This is a genomic window from Aulosira sp. FACHB-615, assembly GCF_014698045.1.
GTDB lineage: Bacteria > Cyanobacteriota > Cyanobacteriia > Cyanobacteriales > Nostocaceae > Nostoc_B.
Genome location: NZ_JACJSE010000043.1, coordinates 23903 through 41432, shown reverse-complemented (window position 1 = coordinate 41432; position 17530 = coordinate 23903). Strand labels below are relative to the sequence as shown.

At 37.9% G+C, this 17530-nt stretch carries 10 protein-coding genes; 5 read left to right on the top strand and 5 right to left on the bottom strand.

Translation table 11 applies throughout. The annotated features are described in order from the left end of the window. Positions 1–220 precede the first annotated feature (220 nt). Entirely contained in the window at positions 221–1018 is a 798-nt protein-coding gene (locus tag H6G77_RS32155; RefSeq protein ID WP_190873770.1) for a hypothetical protein, read from the top strand. A 376-nt stretch (positions 1019–1394) separates the two neighbouring features. On the opposite strand, the gene H6G77_RS32150 is transcribed toward H6G77_RS32155, so the two are convergent. The 5 genes from H6G77_RS32150 to H6G77_RS32130 all read right to left on the bottom strand — a co-directional run bounded on the left by H6G77_RS32150 (position 1395) and on the right by H6G77_RS32130 (position 13542). Continuing rightward, the gene (locus H6G77_RS32150; RefSeq protein WP_190873769.1) at positions 1395–7601 is read right to left on the bottom strand and encodes an AAA family ATPase; all 6207 of its coding nucleotides are present in this window, start codon (positions 7599–7601) and stop codon (positions 1395–1397) included. Further along, entirely contained in the window at positions 7601–8653 is a 1053-nt protein-coding gene (locus H6G77_RS32145; protein WP_190873768.1) for an amidohydrolase family protein, read from the bottom strand. The genes H6G77_RS32150 and H6G77_RS32145 overlap by 1 nt, the downstream gene beginning before the upstream one ends. A gap of 196 nt (positions 8654–8849) precedes the next feature. After that, positions 8850–9287: a hypothetical protein gene (locus H6G77_RS32140; protein WP_190873767.1), complete on the bottom strand. Its 438-nt coding sequence runs from the start codon at positions 9285–9287 to the stop codon at positions 8850–8852. Between the two features lie 48 nt (positions 9288–9335). Further along, on the bottom strand, positions 9336–11642 hold the full coding sequence (locus H6G77_RS32135) for a TOMM precursor leader peptide-binding protein (RefSeq protein WP_190873766.1): 2307 nt from the start codon (positions 11640–11642) through the stop codon (positions 9336–9338). 580 nt (positions 11643–12222) lie between these two features. Beyond that, positions 12223–13542: an AAA-like domain-containing protein gene (locus tag H6G77_RS32130; RefSeq protein WP_190873765.1), complete on the bottom strand. Its 1320-nt coding sequence runs from the start codon at positions 13540–13542 to the stop codon at positions 12223–12225. A 140-nt stretch (positions 13543–13682) separates the two neighbouring features. Here H6G77_RS32130 and H6G77_RS32125 point away from each other — a divergent pair, with 140 nt between their 5' ends. The 4 genes from H6G77_RS32125 to H6G77_RS32110 all read left to right on the top strand — a co-directional run bounded on the left by H6G77_RS32125 (position 13683) and on the right by H6G77_RS32110 (position 17387). Further along, positions 13683–14267, top strand: coding sequence for a hypothetical protein (locus tag H6G77_RS32125; protein WP_190873764.1), 585 nt, complete (start codon positions 13683–13685; stop codon positions 14265–14267). Between the two features lie 317 nt (positions 14268–14584). Continuing rightward, positions 14585–15121 (top strand): hypothetical protein, encoded by a 537-nt coding sequence (locus H6G77_RS32120; RefSeq protein WP_190873763.1) that lies wholly within the window; start codon positions 14585–14587, stop codon positions 15119–15121. A 183-nt stretch (positions 15122–15304) separates the two neighbouring features. Continuing rightward, positions 15305–16393, top strand: coding sequence for a glycoside hydrolase family 19 protein (locus H6G77_RS32115; protein WP_190873762.1), 1089 nt, complete (start codon positions 15305–15307; stop codon positions 16391–16393). A gap of 331 nt (positions 16394–16724) precedes the next feature. Then, complete coding sequence (locus H6G77_RS32110) at positions 16725–17387, top strand: CAP domain-containing protein (RefSeq protein ID WP_190873761.1); 663 nt, start codon at positions 16725–16727, stop codon at positions 17385–17387. Positions 17388–17530 lie beyond the last annotated feature (143 nt).

Below are 17530 nucleotides of genomic sequence, written 5' to 3'. Positions count from 1 at the left end.
TGATAAGATATCGGGCATGGGCTTGTTGTGGCTTTTGAGTTGTCGTTTGGGAAGACAATAACTCTACTACATCAGCCCTCTCTCTTCATCCTCTTATTTTGGCGAAGGTATTGTAACGAAACAGTAACCAAACTTTTGAACTATAACAGGGGCATTTGAAGCATATTTAGAATTGAAATTCTAGCAAGTAAATTTTCACATTAAACTTTGAGAACAAGTAATGAAACTTCTCCAAAACGTCTGGCAGGATATTCGTTCAGGGCAAAATATTGATGCTTATATCACAATTGGAATTGCAATCATAATTGCAGTTTTGGGGATCACTGGTTTCGCCACCTCAACCACTGTAAATTCTGCAATTCTAGCAGTTTTAGCATTAGTAACAACTGCATTGCTAGTAAGTCGTCAAGAGAACAAAAAACTACAAGATGCTGTATCTCGAATTGAAAAATTAGATCATCTTGCAGATAAGTTTTTTGGTCGAGAGTACGATAGAACTGAGCTAAAAAAGTTTATACGCACTTCCCGGAAAGCTTTTTTCTGGGGTCTTAACTTTACAAGAACCATCCCTCTGTTAAAAGATGATATTGAGTATGGTCTTGAGAATGGGCTAGAAATTAAATTCCTACTTATGAAACCTGCTAGTCAAGTTGTTGAAATGGCGGCATTTCGTAGCAGAGATTCAAATGTAGATGAGTTAAACTCTACTTTGGAGACAAATATATCTAGGTTGCTAACCCTTTCTCAAAAAAATTATTCTGGAAGTTTAGAAGTGAGGTGCATAAACTATTTGCCTTGTTGCACTATTGTTTGCTTCGATCATCACCTTATAAGTGGTCGTATGATTGCACGATTATTGAATTTTCGTGTTCCTAATGAAATACGTGCAACATTTGAGTTAACTAGTAAAGATGATAATTATTGGTATAACTTCTTTGTAAAGCAGTTTGAGGCTGTATGGAATGCGGCAGAACCACTCGAAGGGTTCAACGCAAACAAGTTGGGTAATGAAGGGTAGTGCGAAAGGCACAAAAAAGTAAGATACCTGGACTCATTTCTTACATCTAGAAATTATGAATGTCAAAACCACAACTACGTACAAGGCGAGCAAGGCGTTCAATATCAAGTAAAAGAAGATACACGACTGTTTTTGGGAAAATAGATTCAAGAGCTATTTATGCCGCATTTACAATGCTGTATGTGTCAAAAAATCAGTTATGTTCGTTGTCTTGAGGAGATGATGTTATGTTGACTATTTTAGGCTTTTTAGAGTTAGTTTAACCAAGTACGTAAAGTTTTTTATCGACATTTAACATTTCTGTATGTAACGGCTTTCTCAGCCAAAGCTCCTCATCTGAAGATGTGGACTGAAGCGAATGTCAACAAACTCTTTCCTAGATGTGCAAATCAACCCAACTGTGGTCAAATATCAATTTATAAATACGGTTTTGGACTCTCAACATTCCTTGTTGTTTAACTACTAAACCTGACAAGAGCAATTCCTTTTCCTCTGGGCTGTCAACTGTTATAACTTCTTCCTGATGCAAAACTTGTCGAAAAATTTCTAGTAGTTGAACAGACTTATTACTCTTGAGAAGACGATCGCGGATGGTTCTCAAATGTTCTGGTTCATCCTGGGACTCCCAATCGTCTATTATATTCGTCCGCACTAAGTTTTCAATCCAGGATACTTCACTGCCATTGGGAATAGGAGATGAATTATTGCGGATGAGCTTACAGAGTTTTTGGGTAAGAAAAGGTTGTCCGTTCGTCCAAGCTAAGATTTCTTTAAGCACGGTTTGCGGATTGCTCACTTTTTCTGCCAATCCTTGTAGCAATGGTTGGGCTTCATGCTCTTTAAAACCTTCCAGTTGAATAAACTGACCAATGTTAAAGGGGGTTGTTTGGATATTACTAATTAAATCTGAGGGGGTAGCGACACCAAAAAAAGCAAAAGTCAAACGCTGATATTGTGGATTGAGACTGCGCTGATTGTAACAGTAGCGAATCAAGGCAAAAAAGTCATTAACTGAGAAATTCAAACTTAAAACACTATCAATTTCATCGATAAAAATGACTAGTGGTTTTGAGGGAATTTCATTTTCTATACCGACTTCTACTAGCAGGACTTCTTCGATAAATTCGCTCAACCTCTGAACTGGAGAAATATCATCTCGCTCTTTCCACCAAGCTTTTAGGTTAACTTTGCTTCGTAAACCCAAACGTCGCCCTAACTCAGAGGCGAATCCCTTATACCATTGATCCGGGGTAACATTTTCGCTGCCAATGAGAGTCATATCAATCGGCGCACAACAAACCCCTTCGTGCTGGAGGTAGTGAATCATACGTACCATAAGACTGGACTTTCCCATCTGCCGGGCATTGAGAACGTAGCAAAACTCTCCCCGCTTCAAAGCTTTGTAGAGGTAACGATCTGCGGAACGCACTACATAAGTGGAAGCATCCATCGGCAAGCTTCCTCCCACTTGATAGTCAAAAGTGCTTGCTTGTTCATTACTTCTGAGTAACTCGTTTTCAAATAACAGTTCTGCTTGGGTGGCTTTGAGAATATCTAGTGTTTGTGACAGTTCTTGTGTGCGTTGTGAGACTTTTTGTTCTAAAGTTCGGCTATACCCTTCTAGCTCATCTTTAGCTTGTTCTAAAGCAAGATTTTTGAGGGCTAGTTCTTGGGTAAACTCAACTCGATCAGCTTCGGCTTGTTTGCGTTCGGTGATATCCTGAAAGGTAGCGATCGCATAGATAATTTGTCCCTTCTCATCGTAAACAGGGGTAGCTGATACTTCTAAAGGAATTGTTTTATCAACTTGGTGAATTTCTATATCATCCGTAGTTGTACTTTCGCCATTTAAGGCTCGTACAATGGGTTGTTGTTGAGTTGGGTATAATTGGTCTGTCCCTGCTAAATAAGCCTGATAAGTTTCGGTCAATCGATCAGTTGTAGCTCCAGTTACAATTCCCTTACCAAGGATTAGCTGGGCAGCCTGATTTGCATAGTAGGGTTCGCCTTTAGCATTAAGTGCAAAGACACCTATGGGCATAGCTTCTAAAAATTGAGCTAATCTTTTCTCGTTCTCATATAACGCAACATAAAGTTGAGCATTTTGAAGAGAAATTGCGGCTTGAGAAGACAAGAGTTTTAGAACTTCTAGGCGATCAGGTGTAAAAGCACCAGTAGTCAAATTGTTTTCCAGATATAAGATGCCGTTAAGCTTGCCTTGATTAAGTAAGGGCGTGCAAAGAACGGATTTAGGTTGAGTAGCAATAATGTAAGGATCACCAGTAAATTGTCCCTCATGAGCAGCATCAGTTAAAATTACACTTTCCTGCGTGCGAGCAACATAATTGATAATGGCAGATGACAAGCGGGGGGGGTGAGTTAAGTAATCTACGAAGTCTACTGAAATGGATTGTAGTGTATTAACGTCATCAGAATTTACCGTCCCTTCAGCTTCGATCACCCATTTATTATCTTTTTCTAGAAGCAGAAAGCCTTTTTGAGCACCTCCATTTTCAATTACAGTTTTCATTAATTTAGCCAGTAATTTATCTAGTTCAATTTCACCAGCTAATACTTGAGAGGCTTTGGTAACTGTCATCAGATCGAGTACTTGAGGATTTGTACCACTAGCAGATTCAGTTATATTAATGCTTTGGTTTTCTTTTCGGTTGTTAATATCCATCAGAAACTGTGGGTACTCCGATTCTAGGGCTTTAATTTTGGCTTTTGCACCCCAGCGACTATAACAATGATAGGCATTTCTCAGGTATAGTTTTCCTATTTCTTCTCTACCCAGAGAGAGATAAAATTCTGCTGCACGTTCATAAGCTATGGCTTCTTCATGGATAAATTCAGATTTTTTAGCACCTTGAATCGCTTTTTCATAAAGTTGTTCTGCCTTCCAAGTCTGCCCGAAAAATCGTGCTTTCTCAGCCTCGACTAGATCGTACTTATTTTGGTAGTTTGTGGGAGCATTGTTCGCCCATTTTTTCATTTGCTTCTGGTTATGCAATACTTTGTTGATGAACTGTTTACCCTGGTTTTCACGACTATTGCGAGCAACAGCTAAAAGGCTAAGGGATTCATAAAAGCTGTGCTGAGGGATTAAGATAGTACCACTCCCAAAAGCTTTATATTTTTCACATAATGTACTATATTGAATAGCTTGGTAATAATCTTTTAAAAAATAGAATTTTAAATATTTAAAGAATACTCCAAAGAAAACAAGGATATACGACTGAGAGTTTATATATAAACTTATTTTTTCGTCGTTACAAGTGTTCATGTCTGGGATTCGATTTGCATCAGTATTAATTAGATTCTGACAAAAACTTCGACAAAAAATTAAAAAATCATATCCATATTTGTCGTTGTAAACTGCAAATAATTTTATGTATTTGTCTATTGCTATTTCAATAAATTCTAAATTTTCCCCTGCAAAAAAAAGTAAATGATAGCAATAGCTTGAAGCGGCATAGTTACTGTATACTATTTCTCCATATTCAATTCCCGTTTGAATAGCATCAGCCAATAATTTAAGTTCGCTAGTAGCATCATTTCTCCAGTGTTTAATAAAACCATAATACATATGTAGGACAATCGATTTCAGTCTATTGGTATTAAAGTCGTTTAATATTTTTAAAGACAATTGCCCAAATCGATAGCCTAAGTCAAAATCCTCTATTGTGTCACATAAGTAATTTGCATAATGAACGTAAGCGATGGAAGCTTGGTCGGAATTTCCATAGTTGATATGAATATAGAGGAGCTTAATAATAATTAAATGATATAAGTTTTGATTAGTCGAATAGGCAGGAGAAATAAGATTGCATAAAATGTTTATGATTGCAAGTTGATTTGGATCTTTTATTTGTGGAAGATTGGCTAAATCTTCCACCCGTATCTTTTTGAGAAGCGATTTAATCTGGAAATGCTTAGTTAATATATTTAATCTATGCGGTTTTTTTGGCAAAACTAGTCCCAGCAGTTTTAAAACTTCTAGACCGCTATCTATGGCTGTCTCTAGCTGAAGCTGAGATCTATAAAATAAGATTTTTAGCTCGTATACCTTAACTTTATCGAGTACATTATTAGCTTTTCTTAAGACAATAGTATCGAGATTTTTAGCTCGATCTAATTTACCACTTAAATAGAGAACCTCTAATGTTTCCAGATGAATTTCTAGAGTTAGTTCGTAGAGAACTTCCCAACTGTTTATTGATAATAATTTTAGGGCTAAATTTAAGTATTCAAAAGCAGATTCATAAGCTGTTGATACTTTAGCTTTTTTTCCAGCTAGTAGATTTAGCTTAGCTAATTCATCTTTTTCTAATTGTTCCGTAACTAATTCTGTCCCTCTATTAAGTTGATAAAGAATATCAAAACTACTTTTTTCTAACTCATCTTCTTCAGTATTTTTCAACAAGAAGCGACCCACTTGTAGATGAATTACTTTCTTTTCATGCTCTGGAATCAGATTATAAGCCGCTTGATGAAGGCGATCGTGTAAAAATTTATAAGAGATCGATTTGGGGAACTTGGAAAGAGAAGAATCGAAAATTTCTGGCTGACTCCCAAGTAGAGGTATTTTATATTCGCTACTTAATGGTAGAATTAATCCTTCTTTAATAGCTGGTTCTAGTTCATCAGCTATAGCTGTTTGAGCTTGAGTATTAATAATAGTGAGAATATCTAGATCGAATTGATTTCCAATACATGCCGCTAATTTCAGAAGGTTTTGAGTTTTTTCATCTAGCTTTTCGAGCTTGAGAGTCATTAAAGTGACAACATTATCAGTAATTCCTACTCCTTGAATTTTTTCTGTATCCCACTGCCAACACCGTCTAATTCGATCGAATAACAGTAATTTTTCTCTATAAAGCGATCGAAGCAATTGATTTAAAAAGAAGGGATTGCCGTTGGTTTTCGCCATCGCTAACTCTGCTAGAGTTTTTGACTCTGCTTCTGAGCATCTTAAACTCTCACCAATTAATTGTTGAATCTGGTTTATTTTCAAAGGGTGAAGAACAATCTCATTAACTTTTATGCCTGCCTTTTTAATGGTTTCTAAAGTTAGCATTAAAGGATGGCTAGAACTGACTTCATTATCTCTGTAGGCTCCTATTATTAAGAGATACTGACTATCAGGATCGTTCAGCAATAATTCAATTAACTTTATAGATGATAAATCTGCCCACTGTAAATCATCCAAGAAAATTACAAGTGGGTGTTCTTTCTGAGTAAAAACATAAATGAATTCTTTAAAAAATAAGTTAAATCGATTTTGGGTTTCACTTGCACCTACTTGCTCGACCTGGGGTTGCTTTCCAATAATTTTTTCGAGGTCAGGGATAATATCTATGATAATTTGTCCGTTAAGTCTCAACGCTGCTAATATTTTCTTTTTCCAGATTTTCAATCTTATTTCAGGCTCGCTTAAAAGCTGACGTACTAAGTTTTGGAAAGCTTGAGTAATAGCTGCATAGGGAATATTTTGCTTAACCTGGTCGAATTTGCCATTAATAAAATATCCTTGTCGGGTAGCGATCGCTTGGTGAATTTCATTGACTAAAGCGGATTTACCAATGCCTGAATAACCAGAAATTACGAGCGTTTCTGTATTACTTTGGCTAACTCGTTCAAAAGCATCTAAAATTTGATTTATTTCCCGCTCTCGCCCATATAGTTTTTGGGAAATATGAAAGCGATCAGAAATATCTTGGCTTCCTAAAGAAAATTGATGAATTCGTTCTAAAGTTTTTAATTGATCGAGACAAGTTTCTAAATCGCTTTTAATCCCTAAAGTGCTTTGATATCTGTCCTCTGGATTTTTTGCTAATAATTTTGTGACAATATTAGAAACAGTTATAGGAATTAGAGAAATGACTTCACAAACAGGTAATGGTTTTTGTGCAATATGACAATGAACTAACTCTATTGGATCGCTTGTATCAAAAGGAAGTTGATTTGTCAGGAGTTCGTAAAAAGTCACGCCCAGGGAATAAAAGTCAGCACGATAATCTATACTTTGGTTGATTCTACCTGTTTGTTCTGGAGCTATATAAGCTAAAGTTCCTTCTAAGTTGTTGGCGGGGATTATACTCAGAATTTCTGAGGGTAAACGGCTAGAAATACCAAAGTCTATGATTTTAAGTTCTTTTGTTTCCTGGTTGTAAACAATATTAGAAGGGTTAATATCTTTATGGATAATATTGGAATTATGAATAATCCCTAAGCTCTCAGTAATCTCAATTGCGATCGCCAAAAACTCTACTAAAGTTAATTGCCGCTCGGACATTAATGATTTTAGAGATTGCCCTCCAAAATCCTCTAAAACTATGAGCAAATTATTATTATATCTATGCAAATTATAAGCTCGAATAACTCTCTTGCTATTTAAAAAACTAATGATTTCATATTCATGGTTGTATCTAATTAATTCATCAAAATTAGAGTATTCTTGTCTTAAGGTTTTAAGAATAACAGGCTGACGGTTTAGCTTGAGGATAGCTCGGTAAACTAAAGTTTTATGACTTTCATAAATTTTAGCTAGAATTTGATAGTCAGCATTGAAATCGAACATTATTCTATACCGTAGAATCTAACGGAATTATCCCAAAGAATTTTTCTCACACTTTCTGTTGAAAGCTGTCGATCGAGTGCTACAGCTTTTTTTACAACATCGGGATCGCGATCGAGATGGGGATAATCGGAACCAAAAATTAAATTATTCTCACCGATAGAGGCGATAATTTCCGACAAATAAGGTTCGGAAGGCTCGATCTCAATAAAGCACTGACGGCGGAAATATTCTGAAGGTTTCATCTTTACATTGTCTTTCACCTCCCAATAGAGTTCCTCATACTCTTTATCTAGTCGCCACAGCCAATAAGGTAGCCAGCCACAGCCTGATTCTAGAAAACCAACTTTCAGTTTAGGATAGCGTTCTAAAACACCCCCCTCAATCAATGCCAGTAATGCCATCATTTGCTCCATTGGATGAGCGCAAGCGTGCATCGAAAAATGGGTATCAAACCGATCTGCTCCAGTAGTTGGTAGACGGGAATGGGCAACAGTATGTAGCCCAACTGCTATATTTTGTCTCTCACACTCCGCCCAAAAAGGCTCATAAGCAACGTGGTTTAGCAACCGCCCTTTAACTGGATTAGGTAACAAACAGACAGCTTTCCACCCAAATTTTAAAATTCGATTTAATTCTGGCACCAGATCGTCAGGATTATGAAGATTGACTAATCCTACTCCTATAAGTATTTGCGGATTGTAGCTACAAAAGTCTCGCAACCAATTATTGTAAGCTAAAACAAATTCCTGAGCCAATTGGGGAGTCATGGTATCGATTGACAAAAGCCATAACCCAAAACTTGGATAAATAATCGATCGATCGATTCCCATGTCCTTAATAGCTTTGACTTGAGACTCGGCATCGAAGTTGTTAACTAAGGACATTTTGCTTTTAACTCTATCGGATATTTTGTAATAAATTTCCTCTCCTTTAATTGTGAGATCTGGGGAAGGAGCAAAATGCTGAAATCTAGGGTTTAAATACTGTTGCCAAAGGCTAATTGGCTCGATAGTATGAGAATCTGCATCAATAATTTGATATCCATTTAGCATGAAAAAAGCTAAAATAACGTTTTTATTAGACTGACCGACAACTGTTTAATTTGAAAAAGCAAGGGGTGTAAAGTTTATTGCCGATTACTGCCAAGAGTAAACATTCAGATAGAAAGCTATTAAATCTCGATCGACGACCAATCGAGATTTAATTCCAACTTTTTACAGATGTTTATTTATGTAACTTAGATATTTATCACCAAGTAACGGGAATATATGGATGAATAGGAATAGAAATATTTTCGTCATTATTCTTAACCCATTCATTGAGTTGAGCGTCTGAGAGATTATATTCAGATGGTCGGGGAGGATATGCGATGACAAATTTAAAGGCGTATTTAGGATCTTTTGACTCTTCAAGCTTACCAAAAAAGCTGTTCCAATCAAGTTCGATTGTCGTATATTTTCCTACTCCCACCATCTCTATATCGATCTGATTGTTAAGGAACATTTCTTTGATTTTTTCTTTATCGTTAGATAAAAATGTCGCTCTAATTTGTTCTCCTTCTGGAAGCCAGGATTTGGCAATAAGCTGAGATATCTGTTTGCTGAGTTGGCGTAAATCTTTAGTAGTAAATCTCTCGTCATCGCCTTGTGGCTTTATTTTAGAGAATTGCTCGTGCGATATCGACATAACTTTTTCCTTTTATCTTTAACTAAAAATTGCTAGTGGCGAACTGAGTCACATCCACATGGGAAAAGAATTGAGTTCATTTTCTGCCAGTGGCTTTGGCAACCATCCCATTTGAACAGGCACTTCATAGAGTCTTCCTGCACCGAAACGTTTCCACATGTGTCGCATCCCAGGCACAATCACCTTTGCTACTCTGAGTCCTATATCGGGACGAGTCTGATCTAAAACCAACATTTCCATGTTTTTCTCCTCAACAATTTTTTGACAAAGTTTCACATCATCTAAAAGATCGTCACTGGTAATTTGCGGATAATCAGCACGTATTTTGGAGTTTACTTTTCGATCGGGTATTAAATATGCTCGATCGACTAAAGTAGCTGTTTTCCACCACGCGATCGCTAAAGGGTCTGCATATGGCGAATATTGAGTAGTCCCGTCAGCATTAGCTAATAAAACGCTAGGTAGGATTTGATTTAATTCGGTTAAGGCTCGACTCAGGGCAATCATTGGGTCGAAATGAGTACCATAACCCAAGATAATATCTTCCACAGAGCGATCGCTCCTCCGACTAATGGCAGCAAAAGTGGGAATATTGAGATCGCTGGTAATATCTAATACCCAAAGTTCTCGATTAATAGTTTGATAATATTGCTTCAGGCTTTGAAAATAAGGCTCATCGAAACTATCTAAATCTACTTGCGGCTTTTGCAGGAAGTTATACCACCATAAGGCGACAGCATCACGCTCTACTAACTCCATAAACCCTTGCAGAATAGCTTCTTCGATAGTATTACCCGCAGCACACCCATTGGACTCAGCCCAACAGTCGGGTTTATAGTCCGGTTGATAGCCATAATAGCAGTAAGCCGTTGGCAGATACTTAAATTCCTCATGGGTTAAAGACCAAACAGGAGTCCAGTCAATTTCTCTTTGTTCATCAAACAGTTCGGGGACTTTTTGAAACCAGCCTTGACATTCAACATTCCATTGGTCTCTATTTTGATATTGCTGTTGACTAAAGTTCATGCAAGCATTGGGGTGAATCGCTTTATCCCCCATTTGTTGGTAACTGCCTTTTTCTCTAATTTCATACCCTTGAAACACTCCAGAATAACGCTCGATCGCTTCGCAAAAACCACTAGCCATCGCTTGAGAGTCAGTCCTACCTTTCCCTGCACTTCTACCTCCCAAATTTTGCCGTAAGCTTGCTGAATCGTCAAAAATACTGTGAAAATGATGTTTGGCAATGTAGTTATGAGTTAATCCATTCCCAGAAATTTTATTCAGTTCTCGCACAACCCCAGTAATGGGGCTAATATGATGTTGATATTTCCTGAGAGTTTCTTGTGGCGAACAAATACGGTGTCCTCCATCGACGGTAAAGGTTTTCTGGCGGTGTCCTAAAACAACCGGTAGGGGGTTGTTAGTTAACCCATTTACCATCTCTCCACAGCTAGAACATTGAGGAAGCTTAACCAAGCTATGATTTTGAGTTTGCAGTGCGATCGCATCGTAAGTGATTAGATTGCTTTCTAATTGTTTATTTTCCCCTTGCACAATCCATTTAAACACCTCTGTGGCTGCCATGCCTAATGCAGTTTGTACAGTAGATGCCAAAAATCCTAAAGGAGGTGTTAAAGCTGGATAAATGGGCTTCTGTCGCTGAATAAACCCTTCAATTGGTCTATTATCCCGCAATCGCTTGGCTAAACATTCCCAACACCCAGTTTTTTGAGGATCTAATAAAGGGCCGAGCCAGACTATTGTTCCCAATGGTTTAACTAACATCCAGGGAGATTGGGACTTTAGGGCTTGTTGGTTGAACTCATCTAACTCAGGAGCAAGATAGTTATCAGTTAAAACTACTGTCAAGTCGCCAACGTCAGTTACTTGAATTTGTAAAGACTCAAGCATAGCAATGAAGTCCCCAGCAGCAACCGAACCTAATGCTTTTACTGCTACTTTAGTTGAGCGCAATCTTTGATAGGCTATGCTGGGAGTGATATTGAGATGATGACAAAAAATCTTTAAATGCGATGGCAAAGAGTCATCTGGTTTGACAAGATAACCCTTTTGTTCCATTTGGTACAAAGCATATTGGGCTTTAATGCTTACATTGAGAACTTCTTGGAAAAAGGTAGCAGCTTCCTCAACAGACTTTGGATCTTGCAGTAGCGACTGTTGAATGGTCTCAATAATTTCATCAATACTGAGATCGCTATCGATTAAAGCAGCTAAACTACAAAAAAGGCGATCGCTTAACCAAATTTTCTCCCTCTCTGATAACAAAAATACTTGTTCGGGTTCTATAGTTGCAATAGAATAACAGGGATTGAAATGTGTTTTATCTAGCATATTTATTATTCTTTATATTACTCCTATTTCATTTTTTAAAAAAACTTAGTATACCTTCATTTTCTGTAATCTTTTTGGGTCTTGCTTTTTACCTCTTGTCTGTGTACACAAACAATTTCAAGCATTAAACCGGATTCCTATAGTTGACATCCTAGTAACAGTAAACCAGAAATTTTTTCAAATAGCGATCGCTAATCATACTTATCCCTTTTTTGTTAACTTCACCAGAAAATAATCCCAAACCCCTATTTCTACGTTTATTTTCAACAAGGGAATTTAGATGCTAAAAGAGATATGCGATCGCTTAATTCTTTATTTTGTTTAGCATTCAAAGTTGGGGCTATATTTTTCTCTCCTCGTAGTAACAAAAGAAGGCTTATACCAATTTAATATAAAACTGCATAAAAGCTTGTAAATAAACTTATAGCAGGAAATAGATATTATCTACTCATTATGTACATTGCTCGAAAAATTGTTGTATGTAATACCTACATCGGGCTACGGCTATGCGTAAATTTTGTAGAGAAGGAAATAGTTTTTTAATGTTGTTTTTAATAACATCCAAAGCCTCTTGCTCAGGTTAAGTTAGGGAAAACGCGAAAGTTGTCACGTAAAACTGCCGATACAACTCACAGCTTGATATTACTTTATTTCCTGACTGTTTAATCAGCCCCATACTGCTTAACTTGTAAGCCACGATAGCCTCTAATTCTACTGGCTCATTGGTACACATAACACAATTAAGGGATCTGGCTAATTCCGGCCGTTCTTGCAGTATTACCAAATGGCGTTGCAGGTGATGAGAATAAATTCCGGTGGCAGTTGGGGCAGTTTCCAGCAGTTGCTCCAGAGTTATCTCCCTTTGACTAAGATGATAGATAGCAGTGTGTACTAGTGAGGGATGTCCTCCGATCAGATCCATCAGTTGCCTAGCTTCATCACCATCTGACCAGTCAAGTTCGTAGCGTTGAGCTAACTGCTGCACCTCCTCTTTACTAAAAGCATTTAACTGAATTGGCAGCCCTACATTAAAAGGGGATTGGTTAAGTTGGAGGGGAACGTAAATTTCCGTCGAGTGAACCACAATCAAGCGGAGCTTTTGCCAAATCGGCAATCTTTTGGCTTCTTCGTACCATGATCGCAACAGGGGTAAAAAATCCTTTGCCACTTGAGGATGCTCAAAAATTTGATTTACCTCATCTAACGCTAAAACGATGGGAGTCTCAATTGAATTTAGTATATACTCTTCGATGTAAGAAGTAGAGCTAATTTTGCTCCCCAGATCCTCATCCCAATATTCATCTAGCTTCGCTTCTAACTGAAGCTGGCGTGCAATGTTGGCACACAGCCAGCGTAAAAATTGATTCAAATTACTCAAGATAACCTGATCAACTTGCTCCAGGTTCAAGCTGACAGTGCGATAGCCCTGGCGTTTAGCTGAGTCAAGAATTCTCATTAACAGAGAAGTTTTGCCCATCTCTCTGGGTGCTTTAATCCGCACTAAGGCTCCTGGTTTTCTTATTTCTTGATGAACTTGCTCTTCAAGAGGAGCGCGTTTTAGGTAAAAAGGGGAACCCAGAGGAACTGAGCCATTGGGATAGCGGGGCAAGGTATCCTGGGTTGCATCGCTCAACTCAGAAATTTTAGGATTTTTATCTATAGTCTGGGATGAAACCTCAAAATTCAGATTTGCAATTTCTCTCCAGTCAAGTGACAATTTACGACAGAGTTCTTCAAAAGTCACATAGTCAACAGGCTTACCAGTCAGAAAGTTGCTGACTGTAGCTAGAGCGAATCCTGCATTTTCAGCTAAAGAGCGTTGGCTAGGAAAGCCGTTACGTATAAGTGCAAGTTTGGCTTTGTCAAGACAATTCTGTTGCACTCTAAGTGATCTAGGCATAAAGAATTTTATGACAACTATATGGATTGTACCAGTAACACCATAAAAGTCAGTCAAAAGTCAGCAATTCTCAGGTAATAAGTCAGTATGCGGTGGGATTTGATGAATATATCGAGTTCCAAACACATGGAAGTAAAAATATGCAAGACGGCAAAAAAGTTATCCGATATATGCAGTCCAAAGGCTATAGAGTTCTAGCCATAAATATTGTGTACGTGGAAGATGTCAAAAACCCAGATACTTGGGAACCAAGCACAGGTGCTTTAAACACTTGGGATGATGTGAGATGTGTTATTAGAAGCAATGGGGAAATTTTACTGTCAAGTGAAGCTACTACTGAACCTGGTAAGTATTACACTGAACAACCCATGAATTCTAATGGAGCATTCAGGATTGCCTTTGGCAACTACCAAGACGCATGGAAGATTGGATACCACCATGAACAATTGGCTCTAGTTCAATGTGGAACTTTAAAAGGCTACCGTGATCTAAATAAAGATGGTAAGCGTACTGGTGACAAGATTTATGAAGGTGATAATTTCGGGATCAATCAACACACTACCAGCAATGCTCCTGGACTAGTTGGCAAATGGAGTGCGGGGTGTTTAGTCGGGCGCTACCCTGAAACTCACGCCAAATTTATGGAAATTTGCAAAAACATGGGTAGGGAAAAGTTTGATACCACCGTAATAGCGGCAGACGATTTTTTCGCTTGGAACGGTTAACTTATCACTTAATATAACTTAACTCGACTTCATCCATTTTTTCCTTCGGTTCGTTACAAAAGAATGCTATTAGCGAAACATTACTTGACATAAAAAAGTATTTTCGGCAATGCACTGTAAGTACAAGAACTTGTAAATAATGGAATCGGATCAAGAGATAAGTATACTTTGGATGTGTTTATAGCTACATCCAATAACTAATGTAATGAATTTTCTATCCTCCAATAGCTGCGGACACAATTAGCAAATTTTCTGGCATTTGATCCAAATCTACCTCCCAACTTAGTCTGTATTTACATCTTTTTGAGGACAAAAATATGAGTATAAAGCCAAGCAAAATCGAATTATATGAGCAAGAAGTTCTCAAGTTAGAACTGACTGATTCAGATCCAGGTAGCCTTAATGGTAGAACTGGCCCACATGGTAAGTATAACGGTCAAGCAACATCAGTAAAAATATTTGGTTCAGTAAGCTCAGGGGTAACTTTTTATGATGATAAAGAATTTAGAACAAGTGAAAATCGTGTTTACATTGAAAAACTGACAGACCAACCTATAGAAGTTTTCATTAGTAAGAACTTTGTTCTAACTGATGAGGAAATAGGAAGTGGAATTTTCTTTGGCGAAGAACCCGGTCAATATAAATATATTCTGTACAAAAAACCTAAATCTAAGTTTGATTGGGAAGGTATTTTACAGATTATTTTAGGCGGCACTTCTGGAGTAACAGGCTATGTAAAATCCTTTGGTGAGGTAGTAGGAAAAATTCTCAATGATGAAAATGAGCCAAAATCAAATAATTATCGTGTTGATAATTGCTCTAGCGTTAAATTTGGAGAGCCACCCGTAGTTTAACGAAGTATTTTCTGTTCTTAATAATGCGTACTAAATGTTATAGGCAATCTATCTCTTAGAAATTGCTTTTAAAAATAGCAAATTTTAGCAGATAGTTTGATTTGACCTTTAGTTTTAAATTTTTCATTCAGCTACGTACTCTCACATTTTTCTGCAATTAATTCAATTTCTTGAAAGGAAACTATGGCTAGAAAACAAGGAAATCCTCCAACAGTTCATACCGTAGAAACTGGAGATACATTATTTGATATAGCTCAAGCATATTATGGTGATGGCGATCAGTGGACAAAAATCTCTGCGGATAATGGTAATATTGCACCTGAAAGTTTGCAAATTGGTCAACAACTTCAAGTTTTAACAGTTAATTCTCCTTCACCTGATACTAACAACGTAGTTGTTTACGATGACTCTCAGTATCTTGGCTTTAGCCAAGTTCTGGGTGTAGGAAGTTATGACTGGGGACAAATTAAAAACGATAGTATTAGTTCTATAAAAGTTCCGGTAGGCATGAAGGTTATTCTTTATAGTGATACTAACTTTGGCGGACAGAGCAAAACATTTACGGCTGATACGCCTTATGTAGGTGATGATTTCAACGATCTTACTTCCTCGTTGATAGTCGAAATTGCTAACAATGCTCCTCCTTCAGGTAGCGGTTTCGCAAATATTGTGTCGCGTCAAGCTTACGAAACTATGTTCCCAAATCGTAATGGTTTGTACTCTTACGAAGGTTTAATAACTGCAACGCAGAGATATCCAAACTTCTGCAATGAAGGCTCTGATGAGCAACGCAAACGTGAGGCAGCTGCTTTCTTGGCAAATATTGCTCACGAGACGGGGAATTTACAGTATACCGAAGAATTGAACACAGCAAATTGGCCTCATTACTGCGATCTAAATAGTACTTATCCATGTGTATCCGGTAAAACCTATCATGGTCGCGGCCCGATTCAGCTGTCGTGGAACTACAACTATGGCGCGTGCGGGACAGCACTCGGCATTGATCTGCTCAATAACCCTGAACTAGTATCGACAGATAGTGTTATTTCCTTCACGACAGCTTTATGGTTCTGGATGACTTCCCAATTACCCAAGCCATCATGCCATGATGCCATCAATACGTCTGGCTTTGGTATGACGATTAACATTATTAATGGCGGTATCGAGTGCGGCAAAGGACAGGTGACTCAACAGGCACAGCATAGAATACAACTTTATCAGCAGTTTACCCAAGGGTTGGGTGTTACCCCAGGCGACAACCTTTCGTGCTAAAAGATCGCTTTGCTTTTAAGAAAGTTGATTGAGATAGAATCTTCTACTTAATTTATACTTTGGAGACAATATAGCAACTCTTTTTTCATATCGAAGTCTATATTGAGAACAAAGTCTGCAAACTGTCAAAAAAGTGTTGTCATAACCTATCCCTAAGAATAGAAATGAAGCCGAAATATAGCGGGTTCGGAGAGCGAAAGTCGATGATATCTAGTTTCCTCCTTCCAGAACTTGCGTCCAATTTGATGCACCCGACGCAAATTTTCATCCCATTGGGCGATTGCGTTTGAAAATCTGAAAAAACCACTATCAAATTTAGGCTACTAGTATTATGTCCATTGAAATCTTCATAGATACCAACTTTTCTGGAACAAGTTCAGGAGCAGTTAATTTTGACTCTGCCTTTGTTGGAGACTTTTGGAATGACAAAATTTCCTCCATAAAGGTTTACTCTGACACCTGGGAGTTCTTTGAACATGGAAATTTTCAAGGTAGAAGTTTGCGCCTTACCCCTGGGGAGTATCCTAGCTTCAACAATAATATGAATGATACGATTTCATCATTCAGGAAAGTGCAAGGCAGTTCATCGCCTACTCAATCAGCAGATGGTGTGTTCAAAAGAATACTTGACCTAACAAATTTAGAACGGCGTAAAGCAAATTTGTCTTTGCTCACCTTCAATTCCAAGCTAGCAGCAGCAGCACAGAAGCATTCTCAAAGCATGGCAATGCAAGACTTTTTCGATCACCGAAACATGGTGCAACGCATTCAGGCAGAAAGATATCAATATTCGCGTATTGGAGAAAATATTACGGCTGGAAATTCCACACCCGAACAAGCAATGCAAAGTTGGATGAACAGTCCAGGACACCGTGATAATATCCTAAATCCGCAGTTCCGAGAACTTGGCGTGGGGTACTACTTTCTAGCAAATGATACAGGTAGAGTTAACTATCAACACTACTGGACTCAGGCTTTTGGTACGCCCGGATAGGTTTCGCTTTGATGAAATTAGCGGCGATCTCTTCTTGCTCATGGGCTGTATTAGCTCATAGCACGAGGCATCGCAATATATTAATCTAAAGCATCTTTAAGTAGGGGGATCGGGCGTAAATGAGCAAGTTACACTAAGGCTGT

What these genes read in the sequence shown, in the direction of transcription:
- H6G77_RS32145 (WP_190873768.1), bottom strand. Translation starts at nt 8,653, where the DNA reads ATGCTAAATGGATATCAAATTATTGATGCAGATTCTCATACTATCGAG.
- H6G77_RS32110 (WP_190873761.1), top strand. Translation starts at nt 16,725, where the DNA reads ATGTCCATTGAAATCTTCATAGATACCAACTTTTCTGGAACAAGTTCA.
- H6G77_RS32125 (WP_190873764.1), top strand. Translation starts at nt 13,683, where the DNA reads ATGCAAGACGGCAAAAAAGTTATCCGATATATGCAGTCCAAAGGCTAT.
- H6G77_RS32120 (WP_190873763.1), top strand. Translation starts at nt 14,585, where the DNA reads ATGAGTATAAAGCCAAGCAAAATCGAATTATATGAGCAAGAAGTTCTC.
- H6G77_RS32115 (WP_190873762.1), top strand. Translation starts at nt 15,305, where the DNA reads ATGGCTAGAAAACAAGGAAATCCTCCAACAGTTCATACCGTAGAAACT.
- H6G77_RS32130 (WP_190873765.1), bottom strand. Translation starts at nt 13,542, where the DNA reads ATGCCTAGATCACTTAGAGTGCAACAGAATTGTCTTGACAAAGCCAAA.
- H6G77_RS32135 (WP_190873766.1), bottom strand. Translation starts at nt 11,642, where the DNA reads ATGCTAGATAAAACACATTTCAATCCCTGTTATTCTATTGCAACTATA.
- H6G77_RS32150 (WP_190873769.1), bottom strand. Translation starts at nt 7,601, where the DNA reads ATGTTCGATTTCAATGCTGACTATCAAATTCTAGCTAAAATTTATGAA.
- H6G77_RS32155 (WP_190873770.1), top strand. Translation starts at nt 221, where the DNA reads ATGAAACTTCTCCAAAACGTCTGGCAGGATATTCGTTCAGGGCAAAAT.
- H6G77_RS32140 (WP_190873767.1), bottom strand. Translation starts at nt 9,287, where the DNA reads ATGTCGATATCGCACGAGCAATTCTCTAAAATAAAGCCACAAGGCGAT.